This window comes from Streptomyces sp. NPDC127100, assembly GCF_042724095.1.
Classification (GTDB): domain Bacteria; phylum Actinomycetota; class Actinomycetes; order Streptomycetales; family Streptomycetaceae; genus Streptomyces.
This window is the reverse complement of sequence record NZ_JBHXFL010000003.1, coordinates 115,844-133,867: the sequence shown is the minus strand read 5'-3', so window position 1 is coordinate 133,867 and position 18,024 is coordinate 115,844. Positions and strand designations below refer to the sequence as shown.

Annotated in this window: 19 protein-coding genes and 3 tRNA genes; 4 read left to right on the top strand and 18 right to left on the bottom strand. The window is 72.6% G+C overall.

The annotated features are described in order from the left end of the window. Positions 1-60: 60 nt before the first annotated feature. From ACFWJB_RS05375 to ACFWJB_RS05345, 7 genes are all read right to left on the bottom strand, one after another. Positions 61-1,521, bottom strand: coding sequence for an MFS transporter (locus tag ACFWJB_RS05375; RefSeq protein ID WP_385471694.1), 1,461 nt, complete (start codon positions 1,519-1,521; stop codon positions 61-63). 147 nt (positions 1,522-1,668) lie between these two features. Next, a complete protein-coding gene (locus tag ACFWJB_RS05370; protein ID WP_386920383.1) occupies positions 1,669-2,241 on the bottom strand; it encodes a TetR/AcrR family transcriptional regulator in 573 nt (190 codons plus the stop codon). 118 nt (positions 2,242-2,359) lie between these two features. Continuing rightward, positions 2,360-2,821: a MaoC family dehydratase gene (locus ACFWJB_RS05365; RefSeq protein ID WP_385471690.1), complete on the bottom strand. Its 462-nt coding sequence runs from the start codon at positions 2,819-2,821 to the stop codon at positions 2,360-2,362. A 7-nt stretch (positions 2,822-2,828) separates the two neighbouring features. Beyond that, positions 2,829-3,281, bottom strand: coding sequence for a MaoC family dehydratase N-terminal domain-containing protein (locus tag ACFWJB_RS05360; protein ID WP_385471687.1), 453 nt, complete (start codon positions 3,279-3,281; stop codon positions 2,829-2,831). 137 nt (positions 3,282-3,418) lie between these two features. Then, on the bottom strand, positions 3,419-3,583 hold the full coding sequence (gene rpmG, locus ACFWJB_RS05355; RefSeq protein ID WP_003948671.1) for a 50S ribosomal protein L33: 165 nt from the start codon (positions 3,581-3,583) through the stop codon (positions 3,419-3,421). Between the two features lie 89 nt (positions 3,584-3,672). Beyond that, positions 3,673-3,745, bottom strand: a tRNA-Met gene (locus ACFWJB_RS05350). A gap of 46 nt (positions 3,746-3,791) precedes the next feature. Then, positions 3,792-3,864, bottom strand: a tRNA-Thr gene (locus ACFWJB_RS05345). Between the two features lie 315 nt (positions 3,865-4,179). On the opposite strand from ACFWJB_RS05345, the gene ACFWJB_RS05340 reads away from it, so the two are divergent. Together ACFWJB_RS05340 and ACFWJB_RS05335 are read left to right on the top strand one after the other, a co-directional pair. Beyond that, complete coding sequence (locus tag ACFWJB_RS05340) at positions 4,180-5,472, top strand: amidohydrolase family protein (RefSeq protein ID WP_385471685.1); 1,293 nt, start codon at positions 4,180-4,182, stop codon at positions 5,470-5,472. Between the two features lie 155 nt (positions 5,473-5,627). Next, a complete protein-coding gene (locus tag ACFWJB_RS05335; RefSeq protein ID WP_385471683.1) occupies positions 5,628-6,284 on the top strand; it encodes an SDR family oxidoreductase in 657 nt (218 codons plus the stop codon). A gap of 7 nt (positions 6,285-6,291) precedes the next feature. Here the strand turns inward: ACFWJB_RS05335 and ACFWJB_RS05330 are convergent, their stop codons facing one another. Next, a complete protein-coding gene (locus ACFWJB_RS05330) occupies positions 6,292-6,504 on the bottom strand; it encodes a hypothetical protein (protein ID WP_385471680.1) in 213 nt (70 codons plus the stop codon). Between the two features lie 145 nt (positions 6,505-6,649). Next, positions 6,650-6,731, bottom strand: a tRNA-Tyr gene (locus tag ACFWJB_RS05325). A 236-nt stretch (positions 6,732-6,967) separates the two neighbouring features. On the opposite strand from ACFWJB_RS05325, the gene ACFWJB_RS05320 reads away from it, so the two are divergent. Continuing rightward, the gene (locus ACFWJB_RS05320) at positions 6,968-7,456 is read left to right on the top strand and encodes a YajQ family cyclic di-GMP-binding protein (protein ID WP_385458041.1); all 489 of its coding nucleotides are present in this window, start codon (positions 6,968-6,970) and stop codon (positions 7,454-7,456) included. A 110-nt stretch (positions 7,457-7,566) separates the two neighbouring features. Here the strand turns inward: ACFWJB_RS05320 and ACFWJB_RS05315 are convergent, their stop codons facing one another. Then, on the bottom strand, positions 7,567-7,833 hold the full coding sequence (locus ACFWJB_RS05315) for a GlsB/YeaQ/YmgE family stress response membrane protein (RefSeq protein WP_385458039.1): 267 nt from the start codon (positions 7,831-7,833) through the stop codon (positions 7,567-7,569). 140 nt (positions 7,834-7,973) lie between these two features. Here ACFWJB_RS05315 and ACFWJB_RS05310 point away from each other — a divergent pair, with 140 nt between their 5' ends. Beyond that, the gene (locus ACFWJB_RS05310; RefSeq protein WP_385458037.1) at positions 7,974-9,218 is read left to right on the top strand and encodes an APC family permease; all 1,245 of its coding nucleotides are present in this window, start codon (positions 7,974-7,976) and stop codon (positions 9,216-9,218) included. A gap of 350 nt (positions 9,219-9,568) precedes the next feature. On the opposite strand, the gene ACFWJB_RS05305 is transcribed toward ACFWJB_RS05310, so the two are convergent. From ACFWJB_RS05305 to ACFWJB_RS05270, 8 genes are all read right to left on the bottom strand, one after another. Further along, positions 9,569-9,985, bottom strand: coding sequence for a YccF domain-containing protein (locus ACFWJB_RS05305; RefSeq protein ID WP_385458035.1), 417 nt, complete (start codon positions 9,983-9,985; stop codon positions 9,569-9,571). Continuing rightward, positions 9,982-10,845 (bottom strand): zinc metalloprotease HtpX, encoded by an 864-nt coding sequence (gene htpX / locus ACFWJB_RS05300; protein ID WP_385458033.1) that lies wholly within the window; start codon positions 10,843-10,845, stop codon positions 9,982-9,984. The genes ACFWJB_RS05305 and htpX overlap by 4 nt, the downstream gene beginning before the upstream one ends. Positions 10,846-11,108: 263 nt before the next feature. Continuing rightward, positions 11,109-12,656: an NADH-quinone oxidoreductase subunit N gene (locus ACFWJB_RS05295; protein WP_386920379.1), complete on the bottom strand. Its 1,548-nt coding sequence runs from the start codon at positions 12,654-12,656 to the stop codon at positions 11,109-11,111. After that, positions 12,653-14,227, bottom strand: coding sequence for a NuoM family protein (locus ACFWJB_RS05290; protein ID WP_386920377.1), 1,575 nt, complete (start codon positions 14,225-14,227; stop codon positions 12,653-12,655). The genes ACFWJB_RS05295 and ACFWJB_RS05290 overlap by 4 nt, the downstream gene beginning before the upstream one ends. 6 nt (positions 14,228-14,233) lie before the next feature. After that, positions 14,234-16,228, bottom strand: a complete 1,995-nt coding sequence (locus ACFWJB_RS05285; RefSeq protein ID WP_386920375.1) for an NADH-quinone oxidoreductase subunit L — start codon at positions 16,226-16,228, stop codon at positions 14,234-14,236. Next, positions 16,225-16,614, bottom strand: coding sequence for an NADH-quinone oxidoreductase subunit NuoK (gene nuoK / locus ACFWJB_RS05280; RefSeq protein WP_385458025.1), 390 nt, complete (start codon positions 16,612-16,614; stop codon positions 16,225-16,227). Before nuoK ends, ACFWJB_RS05285 begins: the two co-directional genes overlap by 4 nt. Beyond that, entirely contained in the window at positions 16,614-17,261 is a 648-nt protein-coding gene (locus tag ACFWJB_RS05275; RefSeq protein WP_385458024.1) for an NADH-quinone oxidoreductase subunit J, read from the bottom strand. The genes nuoK and ACFWJB_RS05275 overlap by 1 nt, the downstream gene beginning before the upstream one ends. Then, the gene (locus tag ACFWJB_RS05270; protein ID WP_386920372.1) at positions 17,258-18,022 is read right to left on the bottom strand and encodes a NuoI/complex I 23 kDa subunit family protein; all 765 of its coding nucleotides are present in this window, start codon (positions 18,020-18,022) and stop codon (positions 17,258-17,260) included. The genes ACFWJB_RS05275 and ACFWJB_RS05270 overlap by 4 nt, the downstream gene beginning before the upstream one ends. Between the last annotated feature and the right edge of the window lie 2 nt (positions 18,023-18,024).

Genomic DNA, 18,024 nt, shown 5'->3' with positions numbered 1-18,024 from the left:
GGGGCAACGGGAAGCGCCCCGACCGGCCGGCCGGGGCGCTCGCCTCAGGGTGTGCGCGGGTCAGCGCGCGACCAGTTCCTCCTTCGGCTCGGGTGCCGTCGCGGCGCCGGCCGGCGCTGTCCCGCCGACGGGGGTGCGGTCGTCCGGGCGGCGGCCCGGGATCAGGAGGGCCGCGACGCCGCCGAGGGCCACCACCGCGGCGCCCACCGCGACCGCGGGCCGCAGCCCGTCGACGAAGGTCTGCGCGGACTCGTAGCCGCCCTGCGCCGCGAAGATCGAGGCCATGACCGCGATGCCGAGCGCGCCGCCCACCTCGCGCAGGGCGTTGTTGGCGCCGGAGGCGATGCCCTGCTCCTTCGGGGCGACGCTGGACATCACCAGGGCGGAGGCGGGGGCGAAGAAGAGGGCCATGCCGATGCCGCTGACGACCAGGCCCGGCAGCTGGGCCGCGTAGGAGGTGTCGGCCGTGATCACGGAAGCGAGGTAGCCGAGGCCGGCCGCCTGGAGGAAGAGCCCGGTGGCGACGACCGGGCGCCCCCCGATCCGGTCCGAGAGGATGCCGGCGATCGGCGCGACCAGCATGGGCATGCCGGTCCAGGGCAGCATGCGCAGGCCCGCCTCGGTGGGCGAGTAGCCGAGCACGCCCTGCATGTACTGGCTGAGCAGGAAGATCGAGCCGAACATGCCCAGGAACATCAGCAGGCTCGCCGCGTTGATGCCGGAGAAGGCCCGGGAGCGGAACAGCCGCATCGGGAGCATCGGGTTCTTGGCGCGGGTGCTGTAGAGGACGAACCCGGTCAGCAGCGCGCCGCCGGCGACCAGCGCGGTCAGCACCACGGCTCCGGTCCAGCCGTCCACCGGCCCGCGGACCAGGCCGTAGACGACGCCGAAGAGTCCGCCGCTGGCGAGGAGCGTGCCGGGGAGGTCGAGCGGTGCGCCGGTGCCGTGCGACTCGGCGAGGCGGAGGCGAGCGAGCGGAAGCAGGGCCAGCCCCAGGGGGACGTTCAGCCAGAAGATCCACTGCCACGAGATGTGCTCGGTGAGGGTGCCGCCGATCAGCGGCCCGGAGGCCACGGCGAGCCCGTTGACGGCGCCCCAGATGCCGTACGCCATCCCGCGCCGTTCGGCGGGCACGGCGGCCGTCAGCAGGGTCAGGGTCAACGGCATCATGATCGCCGCGCCGACGCCCTGGACCGCCCGGGCGGCGATGAGGGAGTCGATGCCGGGCGCCATGGCCGCGGCGGCGGAGGCGCCGGTGAAGACGGCGAGTCCGACCAGGAAGAGCCTGCGGCGGCCGAAGCGGTCGCCGAGGGCGGCGCCGAACATGAGCAGCACCGCGAAGGTGAGCGTGTAGGCGCTGACGGTCCATTCCAGGTCGTGCAGCGCTCCGCCCAGGTCCTCCCGGATGGAGGGCAGGGCGGTGGTGACGACGAGATTGTCCAGGGCCGCCATGAAACCGGCGACGCTGGTGATGACGAGGGCCCAGCCTGCTCCCCCGCGACGTGCGTCCTGCTGTGACATCTCTCCCCCAGAGGGTGTTCACTGCCTGCGGATGTGGTGGTCGGTGATGATGAAGCTCACGGCCGAAGTGATTAGTAATCGATGACTAACTTCTGCGGGCAGACCGGAGCGCTCGCCCCGGGCGTGTCACGGGCGTCCGCCCGCGCCCTACCCTGCTGCCGGCCCCTGCTGGGGCCGGGCCGAGAGGTAGAGGCCCTCCCAGACGCGGTGCCCGGACGGGAAGCCCATGGCGGCCAGGGCGTTGACCAGCATGCCGACCGCCATGAAGGACGTCGTCCCGCCGATGTCGCCGCCGAGGGGCACGTGCACGGCGTCCCAGAGTTCGAGCCAGCCCTTGCGGACCATCTCGCCGAACTCGTGATCCCCTGCCGCCTCCGCCGCCGAGACGGTGACGTACACCTGCAACTGCATCTGGAGCCGCTCGGGCCGCTCGGCGATCAGCCGCATGTACGCCTCGGCCATGGCGTGCAGTGCCTCGTCGCCGTGCAGCCCGTCGGACGACTCCTCGAAGACCCGGCGCACGTCCTGAAGGCAGCGCTCCGCCACCGCGAGGAACATCGCCTTCTTGCTCGGGAAGAGCCGGAACAGGTACGGCTGGGAGACGCCCACCCGTTTGGCGATGGCTTCCGTGGAGGTGCCGTAGTAGCCGCCCCGCGCGAACTCGCTCATCGCCGCCCGGATGACGCTCTCACGCCGCTCTTCCGCGCTCATCCTGACCATGCCGATAAGTTAGTACTCAATCACTAACCAAGTCAAGCGGTGGTCCGGGACCGCTCGTGGGACAGGGGGCGCCCTCCGTGGAGGACGCCCCCTGTCCGGGGCACGGGTGCCGGGATCGTCAGGCGAGCCGTACGACCGCGCGGGACATGCCGAGGACCTTCTGGCCGGCGCTGGTGGCCAGGAGGTCGACGCGGACGGTGTTGTCGTCGAGCTTGGCCGCGACCTTGCCGCTGACCTCGATCAGGGCGCCCTCGTCGTCGTTCGGGACGACGACGGGGCGGGTGAAGCGGACGCCGTACTCGACGACCGAGCCCGGGTCGCCGGTCCAGTCGGTCACCACACGGATGGCCTCGGCCATGGTGAACATGCCGTGCGCGATGACGTCCGGGAGGCCGACCTCCTTGGCGAACCTCTCGTTCCAGTGGATCGGGTTGAAGTCGCCGGAGGCGCCCGCGTAGCGCACGAGCGTGGCGCGGGTCACGGGGAAGCTCTGCGCCGGCAGCTCGGTGCCGACCTCGACGTCGCTGTACGCGATCCTCGACGTCGCGGGGTGCGCGGGGGGCTGCGTCACGGGGTGCATGGGATGCTCACGCCTCCTCGGCCGCGCGGGCCACGAGCTTGGTCCAGGCGGTCACGACGTGCTCGCCGGCCTCGTCGTGGACCTCGCCGCGGATGTCCAGTATGTCGTTGCCGGCCATCGACTTGATCGCCTCGATGGTGGAGGTGACCGTGAGCCGGTCACCGGCCCGCACCGGGCGGGCGTAGGCGAACTTCTGGTCGCCGTGCACCACCCGGCTGTAGTCCAGGCCGAGCTGCGGGTCCTCTATGACCTGACCCGCCGCCTTGAACGTGATCGAGAACACGAAGGTCGGCGGAGCGATCACATCCGGATGGCCGAGCGCCTTCGCCGCCTCCGCGTCCGTGTACGCCGGATTGGCGTCCCCCACCGCCTCCGCGAACTCGCGGATCTTTTCCCGGCCCACCTCGTAGGGCGCGGTGGGCGGGTAGGTCCGCCCCACGAACGACTGGTCGAGCGCCATGGGCTCGCAACCTCCTGCTGCTGTCTGCGACTACTGCTGTCTCTGCGGCTACTGCTGCTGTCTCTGCGGCTACCGCCGGACACAACGACGCGAGGCCGTCCCCAAACTACGGGGACGGCCTCGCGTACGAGCCTGATTTATCGCGTTTCGCGGTGCGCGGTGTGCGCATTGCAACGCGGGCAGTGCTTCTTCATCTCAAGACGGTCCGGGTTGTTACGCCGGTTCTTCTTGGTGATGTAGTTCCGCTCCTTGCACTCCACGCAGGCCAGCGTGATCTTCGGGCGGACGTCGGTGGCAGCCACGTGAGTGCTCCTTGACGAACGGATTGATGGTATTAACGCAGGAAAGAGTAGCCGATTGAAGGACCGACCCCGCAATCGGCTACCAGAAGTAGCGGTGACCGGACTTGAACCGGTGACACAGCGATTATGAGCCGCTTGCTCTACCGACTGAGCTACACCGCTGTGATGCGATCGGGCCCCGCCTCGCGGCGGGAACCTCTCACACCAGAGCCCCAAAACGGAATCGAACCGTTGACCTTCTCCTTACCATGGAGACGCTCTGCCGACTGAGCTATTGGGGCGAGCGATGAAGACATTACACGGTCGCCCGCCGTTCGCCCAAATCCGTTTCGCCGACCCTGCCCCGTCCCGTCCCCCGGGCACCCGGACGCCCCACGCGCACCACCCCGAAGAGCCTGCGGACGCGGTACCGGCGGGCCCGCGGGCGCGGTACCGGCGGGCCCGCGGGCGCGAACGCCGACGGCCCGCGGGGCGCGGCCCGCACCGGTACGACTATTGCGCTCCTCCGCGCCACGGGCGGGTCGCCGTCCTAGGCTCGACCTCACTCCGCGTGATCTTGCGCTCCCCCTGCGCAGTCCCGAGCCCAGAGGAGTGCGATGCCCGACAGCCAGCCGCAGCCGCCCCAGTCGCCGTTCCCCTCGGGCCCGGCCGGCCACGGCTCACTGCTGCTGGCGGGGGCCCGGCTCACCGACGGCCGGACCGTGGACGTGCGGCTGTACGGCGGGCGCATCGAGGCGGTCGGCACGGCCGGCAGCCTGGCCACGGCCCGCCCGCCCGGCCCCGGCACGCGGGTCGACCTCACCGGCTACCTCCTCCTGCCCGCCCCCGCCGAACCGCACGCCCACGGCGACACGGCGCTCACGGCCGACGTCCCCGGCCCGGTCTCCCACGAACCCGAGGACGTCCAGCGCCGGGTCACCGAGGCCGTCCTGCTCCAGCTGGGGCACGGGGCGACCGCGCTGCGGGCCCATGTGCGGGTGGGTGACGTGCCGGGGCTGGGCGCGCTGCTCGCCGTCCTGCGGGCGCGGCGGGCGCTGCGCGGGCTGGCCGAGCTGACGACGGTGGCCATGCCGAGGGTGCTGACCGGGGTGGCCGGGGCCGACGGGCTGGCGATGCTGCGGGACGCCGTCAAGATGGGCGCGGACGTGGTGGGCGGGTGCCCGGACCTGGACCCCGACCCGGCGGGGTACGTGGAGGCGGTCCTGGAGGTCGCCGCCGAGCACGGCTGCCCGGTGGACCTGCACACGGACGCCGCCGACCCGGCGCGGCTGGCCCGGCTGGCGGCGATGGCGGGCGGACTGCGCCCCGGGGTGACCGTCGGGCCCTGCGACGCGCTGGGGCGGCTGCCCGCGGACGTGGCCTCGCGGGCCGCGGACCAGCTGGCGGCGGCCGGGGTCGCCGTGCTGTGCCTGCCCCAGGGGCCCTGCGGCCCGGGCGGTGACGGGGGCGCCGATCACCGCGAAGGCACCGCACCGGTACGGCTGCTGCGGGCCGCGGGGGTGCGGGTCGCCGCCGGCAGCGGGGCGCTGCGGGACGTGTCCAACCCGGTCGGGCGGGGCGACCCGCTGGAGGCGGCGTACCTGCTGGCCTCGCGCCACGGGCTGCGTCCCGAGGAGGCCTACGACGCGGTGAGCGGCGCGGCTCGGACGACGCTGGGCCTGCCCGAGGTGCGGGTGGAGGCGGGCTTCCCCGCCGAGTTGCTCGCGGTGCGCGGGGACCGGCTCGCGGGCGCGCTGTCGCTGGCCTACGGCCGGATCGTGGTGCACCGGGGGCGGGTGGTGGCCCGGACGAGCGCGGTGCGGGAGTACGGCGACTCGACGGCCTCGGCGGAACTGGGACTGCCGCGGCAGGGACGCGGGGAGCGGCCCGAGGGGTGGGGGCCGGCCTGAGGGGCGTGACCGCGCGACGGGCGATCTTGGCGTGCGGGCGTGCCACGGGCCGTCCGGACGGGAGCGGACGGGCGTCGGGGTGATGCCCGTGGGGGCCGCCGGACACGGCCGAAGTCGTGCGGCGCGGGCGGCCGTCGGGGCGTACGGTCGGAGACATGCGCATTGTCATCGCTGGTGGTCATGGTCAGATCGCGTTGCGGCTGGAGCGCCTGCTCGCCGCGCGTGGTGACGAGGTGGCGGGCATCATCCGCAAGGCCGAGCAGGCCGACGACCTGCGCGCGGCCGGTGCCGAACCGGTCGTGCTCGACCTGGAGTCGGCCTCGGTCGAGGAGGTCGCGGAGCGGCTGCGGGGCGTGGACGCGGCGGTCTTCGCGGCGGGCGCGGGTCCGGGCAGCGGGGCGGCCCGCAAGGACTCGGTGGACAAGGCGGCGGCGGTCCTCTTCGCGGACGCGGCCGTCCGCGCGGGCGTGCGGCGCTTCGTGATCGTGTCGTCCATGGGCGCCGACCCGGGGCACGCGGGGGACGAGATCTTCGACGTGTACCTGCGCGCCAAGGGCGAGGCGGACGCGTACGTGCGCGCTCAGGAGGCGCTGGACTGGACGGTCCTGCGGCCCGGTCAGCTGACGGACGACGCCGGCACCGGCCTCGTGCGCCTGGAGGCACACACCGGCCGGGGCCCGGTCCCGCGGGACGACGTGGCCGCCGTCCTGGCGGAGCTCGTCGACACCCCGGCGACGACCGGCCTGACCCTGGAACTGATCAGCGGCTCGGCGCCGGTGTCGGTGGCGGTGAAGTCGGTGGCCGGCAACTGAACGCCTCTCAGAACAGAGGCAGTTGCCCGGGGAACTCCGGGACGGTGTAGCCGTCCAGCGTGGGCTGGGCGGCGTCCGACTCGGCGAACCGCCGGGAGCCGGGGCAGGACACCAGTTCCCCGGCCGCCCGCGCCCCGGGCGGGTCGTGCCGTGCGAAGCGCCCGGCGACGACGGCGATCTCCCGACGGCACTCGGGGCAGGTCCTGCGACGCGACGACATGGTGTCAGCGTAGGACGCGCGGGGCGGGGTGCCGGCGAGAAGTCCGACGGGTGATCCCCGCGCCCCTCGTCCACCGTGTGGGCCCGGGAACGCCGAAAGGGTCCGCGATCAGCATTGCTGCTGTTCGCGGACCCTTTCGGTCTTGTGGCGGCGCCAGGATTCGAACCTGGGAAGGCTGAGCCGGCAGATTTACAGTCTGCTCCCTTTGGCCGCTCGGGCACACCGCCGGGGTTCGCTGCCCTTCGCACCGTCTTGCGGCGGTGCTCCGTGGCAACGACGTAAACAATACCCGATAGGGAGGGGTGCTTCGCCACCCGATTGATCTCCACCCCGGGCGCGGGGGGTGGCTAGGCTTGTCCGGATGCGGCCGAGAACCCCTGGCGGGCCCGGCGGCCGCCCACGTATGCCGGTTCGGACCCGGCACGCGGCCCGACACGCACCCAGATACAAGGAGCCACAGGACATGGCCGACTCCAGTTTCGACATCGTCTCGAAGGTCGAGCGGCAGGAGGTCGACAACGCCCTCAACCAGGCCGCCAAGGAGATCTCCCAGCGCTACGACTTCAAGGGCGTGGGCGCCTCGATCTCGTGGTCCGGGGACAAGATCCTCATGGAGGCCAACTCCGAGGACCGGGTGAGCGCTGTCCTCGACGTCTTCCAGTCCAAGCTGATCAAGCGCGGCATCTCGCTGAAGGCACTGGACGCGGGTGAGCCCCAGCTCTCCGGCAAGGAGTACAAGATCTTCGCGTCGATCGAGGAGGGCATCTCCCAGGACAACGCGAAGAAGGTGGCGAAGATCATCCGCGACGAGGGCCCCAAGGGCGTGAAGGCCCAGGTGCAGGGCGAAGAGCTCCGAGTCTCCTCCAAGAGCCGCGACGACCTGCAGACCGTGATCTCGCTGCTCAAGGGCAAGGACTTCGACTTCGCACTGCAGTTCGTCAACTACCGGTGATCTGCCGTAAGCCGCCGGCGTTCCGCTAGGCCGGCCGCGTACGACGAGGGGTGGGCGCCCCGGATTCCGGGGTGCCCGCCCCTTTCGCCGCCCGGCGGGTCCGGGCCGGCTCAGTCGCGCGAGTTGCCGAACAGGATGCGGTAGGCGATCAGGAGGACCAGCGAGCCGCCGATGGCCGCCGCCCAGGTGGCGCCGTCGTAGAAGTCCTTGCTGATCGGGTGGTCCAGCCAACGGGCCGATATCCAGCCGCCGATGAACGCTCCCGCGATGCCGATGAGGGTGGTTCCGACGAAGCCGCCCGGGTCGCGGCCCGGCAGCAGCAACTTGGCTATGGCTCCGGCCAACAGTCCCAGGATGATCCAGCCGACGACGGTCATGCCGTGACCCTGCCTTTCCTCGCTGTGCCCGCGCTGTGCGAGCGCTGTGGGCTCGTACCTCCGCGTGTGTTCATGTCCTCTTGGTGAGGAGGACGTTCCGGCAGCTCCCGGTGGTTGCGTCGGTCAGTAGGGTGCGGCCCATGACACCTGCGGGTTCGGAACTGCGGCGCACTCTGGGCGTCGGTGACGCGGTGGTCGTGGGGCTCGGTTCGATGATCGGTGCCGGGATCTTCGCCGCCCTGGCGCCCGCCGCGCACGCCGCCGGATCGGGGCTGCTGCCGGCCCTCGCCGTGGCCGCCGTGGTGGCCTACTGCAACGCCACGTCGTCGGCCCGGCTCGCGGCCCGGTATCCGGCCTCGGGCGGCACGTACGTCTACGGGCGCGAGCGGCTCGGGGAGTTCTGGGGGTACCTGGCCGGCTGGTCGTTCGTCGTCGGCAAGACGGCCTCCTGTGCCGCCATGGCGCTCACCGTGGGCGCGTACGTCTGGCCGGGGCAGGAGCACGCGGTGGCGGTGGCGGCCGTGGTGGCGCTGACCGCGGTGAACTACGGGGGCCTGCAGAAGTCGGCCTGGGTGACGCGGGCGATCGTGGCGGTGGTCCTGGCCGTCCTCGCCTCCGTGGTGGTGGTGTGCCTGTCGTCGGGGCGGTCCGGCGCCGGACGACTGGACGTCGGGCTGTCGGGCGGTGCCGGCGGGCTGTTGCAGGCGGCCGGGCTGCTGTTCTTCGCCTTCGCGGGGTACGCGCGGATCGCCACCCTCGGCGAGGAGGTACGGGATCCGGCGCGCACCATCCCCCGGGCGATTCCGCTGGCCCTCGGGATCACGCTGGCCGTGTACGGGTGTGTCGCGCTGGCCGTCCTTTCCGTGCTGGGGCCGACGGGGCTCGGCCGGGCGACCGCGCCGCTCGCCGACGCGGTCCGGGCGGCCGGCGTGCCGGAGCTGGCGCCGGTCGTGCGGGCGGGCGCCGCCGTGGCCGCCCTGGGCTCGCTGCTCGCCCTGATCCTGGGGGTGTCGCGGACGGCCCTGGCCATGGCGCGGGACCGTCATCTGCCGGCGGCGCTGGCCGCGGTGCATCCGCGGTACCGGGTGCCGCACCGGGCCGAGCTGGCCGTGGGCGCGACGGTCGCGGTCCTGGCCGCCACGGTGGACGTGCGGGGCGCGATCGGGTTCTCGTCCTTCGGCGTCCTGGCGTACTACGCGGTGGCCAACGCGTCGGCCTGGACGCTGGACCCGGCTCCGGCGGCGCGGGCCGTGCCGGCTCTGGGGCTGGCCGGGTGCGCCGTGCTGGCGTTCTCCCTTCCCGTCGTCTCGGTGGTCGTGGGTGTGGGGGTGCTGGCCGTGGGGGTGGTGGCGTACGCGGTGCGGGGGCGGCCGGAGCGCCGTTAGGCCGCCGGGGCAGTGCGCCCACGGGGCCCTCGCCGGCCCCTCGTTCGCCTTCGCGGCCCCGCCCGCTCCGGCCGGCTCCGCATGTCCACCTGTGCCGCCCGTGCCGCCCGCCGCGGGCCTCCGGCGAGCCGGCGAGGGGCGGGGTGGCCGCGCCCTGCCGGCGGCGGGCTCGGGGCGGGAAGTCCGGTTGCGTGGATGAGCGTTGGACGCCTGGCCGGTCGTCCGGGCCGGCAACTGCGCGATCTCGGTCATGGGTTCATCATGCGACCGGGCGCCGGCCTCCGCCCGGACCTGTGGACAACCTCGCGGTTGTGGACAAACGGGGGCCCCGCTCGGCCCCTTCCGGCCCCCTACCAGCCGGTCGTCCGGGCGCCGGCGGTGGCCGTGAACGGCTGGTCGGTGCGCACGATCTCGCGTCCCATCGGCAGCAGCGACACCGGGATCAGCTTGAAGTTGGCGATGCCGAGCGGGATGCCGATGATCGTGACGCACAGCGCGATGCCGGTGACGATGTGGCCGATGGCCAGCCACCAGCCGGCGAGGACGAGCCAGAGCACGTTGCCGATGCAGGAGGCCGCTCCCGCGTCCCGGCGCTCGACGGCCGCGTACCCGAAGGGCCACAGGGCGTAGACGCCGATGCGGAACGCCGCGATGCCGAACGGGATGCCGATGATGGTGATGCAGAGCAGCGCCCCCGCGGCCAGGTAGCCGAGGAACAGCCAGAAGCCGCTGAGGACGAGCCATATGACGTTGAGGATGGTCTTCATGGCTGACGACCTGCCATCTTCTCGAGGCGGGCGATTCGCTCCGCCATCGGCGGGTGGGTGGAGAACATCTTCGACAGCCCCTGCCCCGGGCGGAACGGGTTCGCGATCATCATGTGGCTCGCGGTCTCGATCCGGGGCTCCGGCGGCAGCGGCAGCTGCTTGGTGCCGGCGTCGAGCTTGCGCAGTGCCCCGGCGAGGGCCATCGGGTCGCCGGTGAGCTGGGCACCGGACGCGTCGGCCTGGTACTCCCTCGAACGGCTGATCGCCAGTTGGATGAGGCCGGCGGCGAGCGGGCCGAGCAGCATGATGAGCAGCATGCCCAGCAGGCCGGGGCCCTCGTCGTCGTCCGACCGCCCGATCGGGATCAGCCAGGCGAAGTTGACCAGGAACATGATCACGGAGGCCAGGGCGCCGGCGACCGACGAGATCAGGATGTCGCGGTTGTAGACGTGACTGAGCTCGTGTCCGATGACGCCGCGCAGCTCGCGCTCGTCGAGCAGGCGCAGGATGCCCTCGGTGCAGCACACGGCGGCGTTGCGCGGATTGCGGCCGGTCGCGAAGGCGTTCGGGGCCTCCGTCGGGGAGATGTAGAGGCGGGGCATCGGCTGGCGGGCCTGGGTGGAGAGGTCCCGGACCATGCGGTACAGCGCCGGGGCCTCGAACTCGCTCACCGGGCGGGCCCGCATCGCGCGCAGGGCCAGCTTGTCGCTGTTCCAGTAGGCGTACGCGTTCGTGGCCAGGGCTACCAGGACGGCGACGACGAGGCCCGCTCGGCCGAAGAAGCTGCCGATGACGATGATGAGCGCGGACAGTCCCCCGAGGAGTACTGCGGTCCTGAGCCCGTTGTGCCGGCGGTGCACGGTACGCCCTCCAAGTCGTGCAGCAGGGGAACCCTTTGCTCGCTGGTCTCGCTCGCGGTGGTTGCTTCCCGTCTCCGATGCCCCTGGGGTCGTGGTGTCACGTCCAGTGGACCCTTCCGTACTGGTCAACGCCAGGCGGGGGCCTCCAGTTCCCCGCCGGGCACGGCTGCGCGCGTGGTCCGTCCGGGTGAACGGCCCGGTATGCGGCACGCGCGCGTGGGGACCGAGTGCCCCACGCGCGCGTGCCGATACGCGGCTGTCGCTCAGAAGAGCCCGGTGTCGGCGAAGCGGAGGATCAGCTGGGGCGCTCCGGACAGGGCCACGGCCAGGACGGCGGTCGCGCCGAGCGCGGCCGTGAGCGGGGCGGGGAGGCGGTGACGCACGGTCTCGCCCTCGGGCGCGCGGAGCAGCAGGGCCGTCCACTGGAGGTAGTAGAAGAGGGCGATGACGACGTTGACGGCCATGACGACGGCCAGCCAGCCGAGGCCCGCGTCGACGGCCGCGGAGAAGACGGTGACCTTGGCGAAGAGGCCGATGATGCCGGGCGGCAGTCCGGCGAGGCAGAGCAGGAAGAACGCCAGGAGCAGCGCGGTCAGCGGGTTGGACGCGTACAGGCCGCGGTAGTCGGCGACGCGGTTGAGGGCCCTCGTACGGCCCACCAGTGCGGCCACCGCGAAGGCGCCGAGGTTCACGGCGGCGTACATGAGGGCGTAGGCGACGGTGGAGCCGATCGACCGCTCGGGGTCGTCGGAGTAGCCGGCGGCGGCGATCGGCACCAGGAGGTAGCCGGCCTGGCCGACGGACGACCAGGCGAGCAGGCGTACCGCGCTGTACGCGCGCGTGGCCCGCTGGCGCAGTGCTCCGACGTTGCCGACGGTCATGGTGAGCGCGGCCAGCACCGCGAGGGCCGGCCCCCAGGCGTCGGCGTAGGACGGCAGGGCGACGACCGTGACGAGGATCAGGCCGGAGAAGCCGACGGCCTTGCCGACCACGGACAGGTAGGCGGCGATCGGGAGCGGCGCGCCCACGTAGGTGTCGGGCACCCAGAAGTGGAAGGGCACGGCGGCCGTCTTGAAGGCGAAGCCGACGAGGGTGAGGACGACGCCCGTCTGGGTGAGCGTGGTGAGCTGCCCGTCGACGTGCTGGACGCGGTCGGCGACCTGGGTGAGGTACAGGGTGCCGGTGGAGGCGTACAGGAAGCTGATGCCCATGAGGCTGACCGCGGTCGCGGTGACCGAGGACAGGAAGAACTTCAGCGCGGCCTCGGAGGAGCGCCGGTCGCCCTGCCGGAGGCCGACGAGGGCGAAGGCGGGCAGGGAGGCGACCTCCAGGGCGACGACGAGGGTCGCGAGGTCGCGGGAGGCGGGCAGGAGAGCGGCGCCGGCCGCCGAGGAGAGCAGCAGGAACCAGAACTCGCCCTCGGGCAGTCCCCGGTCGGCGTCCTTCAGGGCGGTGACCGAGAGCAGGGCGGCCAGCAGGGCGCCGCCGAGCACCAGGAACTGGATGGCGAGGGTGAAGGTGTCCGCGGTGTAGCTGCACACGGCGGCATCGCCGGTGAGGCAGAACGTGGAGCGGTCGTCGCCCACGAGGGGCAGCAGCAGGAGCGCGGAGGCGGCCAGTCCGGCGACCGCGACCCAGCCGAGCAGCGCCTTGCGGGCGTCCGCGACGAACAGGTCGGCGACGAGGACGACGAGCCCGACGAGCGCCGCGACGGTGGGCGGCGCGATGGCGAGCCAGTCCACGGACTGGACGAGGCTCTGGGCCAGGGGCTCGGCCAGGGGCTCGGCCAGGGGCTGGGCCAGGGAGCTCATCGGGTGCCTCCTGAGAGGAGCTGCTGCACGGCCGGGTCGGTCAGCCCGAGCAGGGTCTTGGGCCACAGCCCGGCGACGACGGTGAGGGCGACGAGCGGGGTCCAGGCGGCGAACTCGTACGTGCGCACATCGGCGAGGCGCGCGGATTCCCACGGTACGGCGCCCATGCAGACTCGGCGGACCACGATCAGCATGTACGCGGCGGTGAGCAGGGTGCCGAACGCGGCGATCGCCATGAAGGTGAGGAAGGCGGGGCGGCTGAGCCCGGCGGCGGGGTCGAAGGCGCCGAACAGGGCCAGCATCTCGCCCCAGAACCCGGCGAGGCCCGGCAGGCCGAGCGAGGCGACCGCGGCGAAGGCGAGCAGGCCGCCCAGGCGGGGCGCCCTGCCGTAGAGGGCGGCGCCGGTCCCGTCGGCCAGGGTGTCCAGGTCGGTGGTGCCGGTGCGGTCCTTCAGGGCGCCGACCACGAAGAAGAGCAGGCCGGTGATGAGGCCGTGGGCGATGTTGGCGAACAGGGCGCCGTTGACGCCGGTCGGGGTCATGGACGCGATGCCGAGCAGCACGAAGCCCATGTGGCCGACGGAGGAGTAGGCGATGAGACGCTTGAGGTCGCCCTTGGCGCCCCGCTTGGCGAGGGCCAGGCAGGCCAGGGAGCCGTAGATGATCCCGACGACGGCGAAGGCGGCGAGGTAGGGCGCGAAGGTCCGGAAGCCGTCCGGTGCGACGGGCAGGAGGACACGGACGAAGCCGTACGTGCCCATCTTCAGCAGGACGCCGGCCAGCAGCACCGAGCCGACGGTCGGCGCGGCGGTGTGGGCGTCGGGCAGCCAGCTGTGCAGCGGCCACATCGGCGTCTTCACGGCGAGGCCGACGCCGATCGCCAGTACGGCGATGACCTGCACTGATGTGGTCAGTGACCGGCCGTTGTCAGTGGCGAGTGCCACCATGTCGAACGTGCCCGCCGTGATTCCGATCAGGAGCAGGCCGAGCAGCATGACGACGGAGCCGAGCAGCGTGTAGAGGATGAACTTCCAGGCGGCCCGGGCCCGTCCCTCGCCGCCCCAGCGGGCGATGAGGAAGTACATCGGGACGAGGACCGTCTCGAAGGCGAGGAAGAACAGGATCAGGTCGAGGACGGCGAAGGTGGCGAGGGTGCCGGCCTCGAGGACGAGCAGCAGGGCGACGAAGGCCTTGGGGCTCGGGCCCGCGGGCGTCTTGAAGTACGAGTAGAGCGCGCACAGGAAGGTCAGCAGCGCGGTCAGGACCAGCAGGGGGAGGGAGATGCCGTCGATGCCGAGGTGGATGCGCACGTCGAGTGCCGGGATCCAGCTGATGTCCGTACTGGCCTGCATCTTCGACGGATGGTCGTGGTCGAAGCCGAGCACCAGGACGATCGCGGCGAGCAGGACGACGCCGGTCACGGTGACGCCGTGCCGCAGGACCGCCTGTTCGGGTGACTTCCCCTTCAGCCCGGGCGGGGCCGGCAGCAGGGCCGCGGCGGCGCCGAGGAGCGGGCCGACGACGACGAACGCCAGAAGGAACTGCATCACGGACTCGTTGATATCGATCACGCCTGCTCACGCTCCCGTGGCGACGAGGACGGCGGCGACCGCGAGGACGACGGTGCCGGCGAGCAGCGCGCTCACATAGGTCTGCACATTGCCGGTCTGGGCACGGCGTACGGCGGCCCCCAGCCAGCGGGGCAGGGCGCCCGCCGCGCTGACGTAGGTGTCGACGACCTCGCGGTCGAGGAACCGGACGAGGCTCGCGCCGGCCTGGACCGGGCGGACGAAGAGGGCCGAGTACACGGCGTCCAGGTGGAAGCCGACGGCCGCGTGGCGGTGCAGCGGACCGAGCAGCAGCCGTCCGGGATCGGCCGGGTCGGGCGCCGAGGCCACGTTTCCGTAGGCGGGTGTGTGGCTGGCGATGGCCTCGGCCTCGACCTGGCCGGCGTCGGCCTCGGGGTGGGCCGCGACCGCGCCCAGCGGGACGCGGGCCGCTAGCGCGGTGGTGTGCCGCCAGGCCGCGTAGGTGACGATGCCGCCGACCAGGGCCACGCCGGTGCCGAGCACGGACGTGGTGAGGGTCGGGGTCAGGTCGGTGCCGTCGAACCAGTCGGGCAGCAGGCGGAAGGCGAGTCCGCCCAGGGCGAGGGAGGGGATGGCGAGCACCCAGAGCACGGCGTTCATGACCAGGGGCTGCCTGCCGTGGTCGGGGGCCTCGGCGCCCCGCCCGTGGAAGGCCAGCAGCCACAGGCGCGTCGCGTAGGCGGCGGTGAGCAGGGCCGCGACCAGGCCGGCGACCAGGACGGTCCAGCCGGCGGCGCCGGGTGCGTGCTCGGTGTGGCCGGTGGCGACGTGCTCGGCGGAGCCGAGGACGGACTCCTTGGAGAAGAAGCCGCTGAACGGGGGGATCGCGGCGAGCGCGAGCAGCGCCACGGTCATCGTCCAGTAGGCGTCCGGTACGCGGGTGCGCAGGCCGTGCATGCGGGACATGGCGGCCAGCGAGTTGGTGCCGGCGGCGTGGATGACCACGCCTGCGGCGAGGAACAGCACCGCCTTGAAGGCGCCGTGCGTGAGGAGGTGGAAGACGGCGGCACCGCGGTCGCCGGTGGCGAGGGCACCGGTCATGTAGCCGAGCTGGCCGATGGTCGAGTAGGCGAGGACGCGCTTGATGTCGTCCTGGGCGAGCGCGGCGAGCGCCGAGCCGACCATCGTGACGGCGGCCATGACGGCGAGGACGACCATCGCGGCCCGTGAGGCCTCGAAGAGCGGAAGGAGCCGGGCGACGAAGTAGACACCGGCGGCGACCATGGTCGCGGCGTGGATGAGCGCGGAGACCGGTGTCGGGCCCGCCATCGCGTCGGGCAGCCAGGTGTGCAGCGGGAACTGCGCCGACTTGCCCGCCACGCCGGCCAGGAGCAGCAGGGCGATCACTGTCGGATGGTCGATCGAGCCGTTCGCCACCGCGCCGAGGATCCGGGTGATGCGGAAGGAGCCGGTCTCGGTGGCCAGGGCGAGCAGGCCGATGAGGAAGGGGACGTCACCGAGCTTGGTCACCAGGAAGGCCTTGAGGGAGGCGGCACGCGCCTCGGGCGTCTCCCAGTAGTGGCCGACCAGGAAGTAGGAGCAGATGCCCATGATCTCCCAGCCGACCAGCAGCACCATGAGGTCGCCGGAGTAGACGACGAGGAACATGGCGGAGGTGAACAGGGAGACGAGCGCGGCGTACGAGGGGTAGCGCGGGTCGTCGCGCAGGTAGCCCGTGGAGTAGAGCTGCACGCAGGTGGCGACGCAGCCGACCAGGACGGCGACGAGGGCGGCGAAGCCGTCGATGTGCAGGGCCAGCTCGATGGGGACGGAGCCGGTGGGCGTCAGTTCCGTGACGGCGTCGACGGCCTGGTCACCGCCCTGGCGCGCGGCGACCAGCAGCGCCAGGACGAGGGCCGCCAGGGTGGGCAGGACGGCGAGCGGGCGGACGAAGCCGGGGGCGGTGCGCCCGAGGAGCAGGCCGGCCACCGCTCCCAGGAAGGGAAGGAGGGGGACGAGGACGGCGAGGGTGGTCGTGGTCACGCGGTGGCCTCAGCCTTCTCGGCCGTCCCGGTCGCGGCGGCGTCGGTGTCGGGGCCGTCCGGTTCGTGGCCCTCGGCGGTGTCGCGGAGCCGGTCGATGTCCGCGGTGCCGCGGTTGCGGTGGACGGCGAGCACGATCGCCAGGCCGATGCCGATCTCGGCGGCGGCGATGGCGATGGTGAACAGGGTCAGGGCCTGCCCGGAGTGCAGGGTCTCCTCGGCGGCCCTGCTGAGCCAGACGTCGAAGGCGACCAGGTTGAGGTTGACGGCGTTGAGCATCAGCTCCACCGACATCAGGACCAGGATCGCGTTGCGGCGGGCGAGGACTCCGTACAGGCCCGTGCAGAACAGGAGGGCGGAGAGAACGGCGGGATAGGCGAGGTGCATCAGCGGACACCGTCCTTGCCGGCACCGTTCGGGGCGGTTGCCGGGGCGGCGCCGGACGCCTGCTCCGCCTTTGCCTTGCGGGACAGGACGATCGCGCCGACCAGGGCGGCGAGGAGGAGAACGGAGAGGGCCTCGAAGGGGAGGACCCAGTTCTGGAAGAGGCTGGCTCCCGTCACGGCGGTGGAGCCGGCGGCCGGGCCGTCCAGGTCGATCCACGTGGTCCGGAAGGCGTCGACGACCACCCACACGAGGGCCGCCGCGGCGGCGACGGCCACGGTGAGGGCGGCCCAGCGGTTTCCGGAGTCGGCGTCGGGGGAACGGCCGATCGGGGCTCTGGTGAGCATCAGGCCGAACAGGAGGAGGACGACGACGGAACCGACGTAGATGAGGACCTGCACCCAGGCGATGAACTCGGCGGTGAGCAGGAGGTACTCGACGGCGAGGCCGCCGAGGGCCACCACCAGCCACAGGGCGGCGTGGACGAGCTGCCGGGTCGTGACGGTGACGACGGCGGCGCCGAAGGTGACGAGGCCGACGAGGAGGAAGGCGATCTCCACGCCGGTCGGGGACAGGAAGCCGTGGGAGCCGGCGGCCGTGGTCGTGGAGTCCGTGGCCGCGAGGCTGAGGACGGTCGCTGCGGGCGTCATTCCCGGCCCTCCTGTCCCGGCCCGGGCTGCCCGGGACCCTGCTGGTCCGGCCTCGGCTGGTCCGTCTGCTGCTTGGAGTCGCCCGCCGGGCGGGTGGGCCCCTCGGCGGCGCGGGCCTGCTCGTCGGCGTGCGGTTCGGTCGGCCGGCTCGCCCCGGCCGCACCCTGCGGGGTGCCCTCCTGGGCGGCCCCGGGCTCGGCGGCCCCGGGCTCGGCGGCCTCCTGCTGGGCGGCCTCCTGCTGGGCGGCCAGCTTGTCGGCGGTCTTGCGGGCCGCGGCGAGTTCCTTCGGTTCCTCCGCGCCGGGATCGAGGGCGGGCGGGGCCGGGACCGTCCACATCCACTCGCGGAGCTTGTCGCGCTCGTGGGTGAGGTCGCGGATGTCGGTCTCGGAGTACTCGAACTCGGGGGACCAGAACAGCGCGTCGAAGGGACAGACCTCGATGCAGATACCGCAGTACATGCACAGGGCGAAGTCGATGGCGAAGCGGTCGAGGACGTTGCGGCTGCGTTCGCGGCCGCCGGGGGTGGCCGCGGGCACCGTCTCCTTGTGGGAGTCGATGTAGATGCACCAGTCGGGGCACTCGCGGGCGCACAGCATGCAGACCGTGCAGTTCTCCTCGAACAGGCCGATCACGCCGCGGGTGCGGGGCGGGAGGTCGGGCTGGGTGTCCGGGTACTGCTGGGTGACGGTCTTCCTGGTCATCGTGCGGAGGGTGACGGCCAGGCCCTTGGCCAGGCCGGAGCCGGGGACGGGGGACATGG